Source organism: Pseudomonas sp. BN415, from assembly GCF_029871195.1.
GTDB lineage: Bacteria > Pseudomonadota > Gammaproteobacteria > Pseudomonadales > Pseudomonadaceae > Metapseudomonas > Metapseudomonas resinovorans.
In genome coordinates this window covers 1-3,282 of the sequence record NZ_SSOK01000011.1, presented here as the reverse complement: position 1 = coordinate 3,282, position 3,282 = coordinate 1, and the positions used below count along the sequence as shown (strand labels likewise).

Annotated in this window: 1 protein-coding gene and 1 pseudogene; both read left to right on the top strand. The window is 64.7% G+C overall.

Annotated elements, in window-relative coordinates; all coding sequences use genetic code 11:
* Positions 1-1,159 (top strand): annotated as a pseudogene (gene vgrG / locus E8F20_RS03020) (type VI secretion system tip protein VgrG); the annotation flags it as partial.
* A 1,718-nt stretch (positions 1,160-2,877) separates the two neighbouring features.
* On the top strand, positions 2,878-3,282 hold a 405-nt coding region (locus E8F20_RS03010; protein ID WP_280282380.1), incomplete at its 3' end, for a DUF2931 family protein.

Genomic DNA, 3,282 nt, shown 5'->3' with positions numbered 1-3,282 from the left:
CGCCGAGCACATCTGCTTCCGCCCGGCGCGACTGGCCAAACCGGTGATCGCCGGCACCATACCGGCGCGGGTCACCAGCCCGCAGGCGGGCGACCTCTACAGCCACATCGACCTGGAAGGCCGCTACAAGGTCAACTTCCTCTTCGACCAGGACACCTGGCCCGCGGGGCAAGAAAGCATGTGGCTGCGCCTGGCGCGGCCCTATGCCGGCGACACCTACGGGCTTCACCTGCCGCTGATCCAGGGCACCGAGGTCGGCATCGCCTTCGAGCACGGCGACCCCGACCGGGGCTTCATCGCCTTCGCCCTGCACGACAGCCAGCACCCGGACCTGGTGACCCTGAAGAACTACAAGCGCAACGTGCTGCGCACCCCGGCCAACAACAAACTGCGGCTGGACGACACCCGCGGCCAGGAACACATCAAGCTCAGCACCGAACACAGCGGCAAGAGCCAGCTCAACCTCGGTCACCTGGTGGACGGGCAGCGGCAGAAACGCGGTGAGGGCTTCGAGCTACGGACCGATGGCTGGGGCGCCATCCGCGCCGGCAAGGGGGTGTTCATCAGTGCCGACGAGCAGGCCCGTGCCCAGGGTCAGGTGCTGGCGATGAACGAAACCCTGGCGCGGTTGCGGGAAGCGGGGGAGCAACTGCGGGTGCTTTCCGACGATGCCCAGACCGCCACCGCCGACCCGGCGGACGTGCAGGCTCAACTGACCTTCATGCGCGAGCAACTCGAACAGCTGCGCGAAGCCGTGGTGCTGCTCAGCGCCCCCCAGGGCATCGCCCTCACCAGCGGCCGGCACCTGCAGCTAGCCGCCGAACGCAACCTCATCGCCAACGCCGGCAAGGATGCGGCCCTCAGCGTGGTCCGGCGCCTATTCATCGGGGTGGGCGAGGGCGTCAGCCTGTTCGTGCGCAAGCTGGGGCTGAAGCTCATCGCCAACCAGGGCGCGGTCAAGATCCAGGCGCAGAACGACCGCCTGGAGCTGATGGCCCGCCATGGCCTGGACATCGTCAGCACCGAGGATGAAATCCATATCACCGCCAAGCAGAAGATTGTCCTCAACGCCGGCGGCAGCTACATCAGCCTCGACCCCTACCGCATCGAGTCCGGCACCCAGGGTGAGCACCTGATCAAGGCGGTGCATTTCGACTACCAGAAAGGCAAGGCTCCCCAGGCAAGGTCCCTGCCCGTCTTGCCCCTGGAAGTGCAGCCGCCCTTGCGCTTTGACGAGCAATTCCAACTCTTCGCAGACGATGGCCAACGAACCCTGGCCGCCATGCCTTACAAGATCACGGGCGCCTCAGGGCGCACCTGGCGCGGCGTGACCGACAGTCAGGGATTCACCCAACGTATTTACACCTCCAGGCCCGAGGCGCTCTCGGTGACTTATGGCGAGGAGTTGGAAGAGGAGGAGGAAGAGGAAGAACTGCCCGACGGCATCGTATTGCGCCTGGGGCTGTTCTTCGATGGCACCGGCAACAACCTGGCCAACGCGGCCGCTGTCGCGCAATGCCAACGCGACGATTTGGATCAGTTCAGCGTGGACGAACTGGCGACGATAATCCGGCAATGCGAAGGCTACGGCTACGCCGGGCTCGATGGCAGCAGTTTTACTCGGACGCCCGGCAACAGCTACGGCAATGCGCCGAGTAACGTGGCACATCTCTATGACCTGTATCCCGATAACGCAACGGTTCCAGTCGCTGCTGAAGCAGATATCGGGTACGTCAAGATTTACCTCGAAGGTATCGGCACCCGCAGCGGCGGCGAGGATTCGCTCTATGGCCAGGGCACCGGTAAAGGTGAAACCGGGGTGGTGGCGCGGGTCGAGCAGGCCCCGGCGAAAATAGAGGAGCAGTTGCGGGACTTTATCGCGGCCAACCCTGGCATCCGTGTTCGTGCCGTGGAGTTCGATCTGTTCGGTTTCAGCCGGGGCGCGGCGGCGGCACGGCACTGTGCCAACGAACTGCTCAAGCCCGGTCGCGGCGTGTTCCAGGCGCTGTTGCGCGCAGGCCGTTTCGGCTTGCGGCCAGGGTTCGACCCGGCCATTCACGTGAGCCTCAACTTCATCGGCCTGTTCGATAGCGTGGCGGGACTGGTCAGCCTGTCAGACGGCGATTTCAGCGCGGCTAACGCCAGTAACCCTGGAGTCAACCTCTACTTACCGGCGGGCTGTGCACGGAAGGTGGTCCAGCTGCGCGCTCGCGATGAATGCCGCCACAACTTCGCCCTCAACAGCGTGCAGCCAGGGCATGAGCAGATCAGCCTGCCGGGTGTGCACTCCGACATTGGCGGTGGGTACCTGCCCCGCGGAAGGGAGCGTCTGCTGGTTACCCGGCCTCGGCGAATGATCCTGACGCGTCGGCAAGCACCAACGGACCATCCGCTATGGCAACAGGCGCGCGCTCGGGTCAATGCCCTGCTCGCCGGCGGCCTGGCGGGAGAAGGTGACATCGAGATCACCTGCTGGCCGATCGCCATGCCGCCTCGGGGCGACCGCGACAGCCAGGAACGCCATTTCTTGGTGGCCGTCGTCCTGGACCGGCCTGTGCGGGGCGAGCTCGCCCTGATTGGCCTGCGAGTGATGCGTGAGCTGGGCGTGCGCCATGGGGTGCCATTCGATGTCATCAGTGATGAAGACAAACGCTTCAAGCTGCCGGAGGACTTGCAGGCGATTGCCTCTACAACATTGGAATCGGTGCTGGCCGGTATCGAGGTTCAACTTAGCCTGGAACAGGAGCGGCTGCTGCGCGGCCATTACATCCATCGATCCGCGCACTGGACGCCGAGCAGCGGCGTCCTGGTCAACAAGCCCGCGGAAAACGATACCCGCAACGTCTACCCCAACCAGCCGCACAAGGATCACCCGGTATGAAGCGCCTGGTGTTGTCTGCCGTCCTGCTGCTGAACCTGGGTGCCTGTGCCCGCGATCACAATGGCTGGGCACCTCCTGGCCCGCCAAGGTTGCCGTATGACACGTGGTACGTCGGCCTGGCCGCGCCCCGCTACATGGAGGTGTGGGTGGAAAGCGTGGATGTGCTGGATCAGCGCGGTATGGCGTTTTTCCGTGTTCACGGTGGAGTCGCGGCGTATACGAACAAAGCGGAGGGCTGGCACCAGGGGGGTGGGGCGATGAAGCCGGTGAGCAACGTCGACCTGCCGGAGATGCTCTTCGTGCGCTGGCAGTCGCTGGTGGAGCCGCAGACCTACAAAGCCACTATTCCGATCCCGCCGTGGGTGCGGGAGGAGATGGTCAGGCCGGAACGGGTGTTTTGC